At 62.6% G+C, this 243-nt stretch carries 1 pseudogene; it reads left to right on the plus strand.

Annotated features, from left to right (window positions below):
- Positions 1–77, plus strand: a pseudogene (locus J5M71_RS29130) (SPOR domain-containing protein); the annotation flags it as partial.
- Positions 78–243 lie beyond the last annotated feature (166 nt).

Raw genomic sequence — 243 nt, forward strand, 5'->3', positions numbered from 1 at the left:
AGCGCGTGCGTGACGCCATCAACCGCCAGAACAGCCTCAAGGGCTTCGTGGTGCGCTTCCAGCCTGAACGCAGCTGATACCCCCGGGGCGGCTTTGCCGCCCATTCGCGGGTAAACCCGCTCCCACAAGAATCGTGTAAGCCCGGGTGGCGCTAATCACCTGACATTCCGCTTACCCAAGCCCCCGTCGCTCTGGTAAAATGCGCCGCCTCAAACGTCTGCAGGCAGCACCGTGGCATTTACC

It is taken from the genome of Pseudomonas sp. 43(2021) (assembly GCF_017490805.1).
GTDB lineage: Bacteria > Pseudomonadota > Gammaproteobacteria > Pseudomonadales > Pseudomonadaceae > Aquipseudomonas.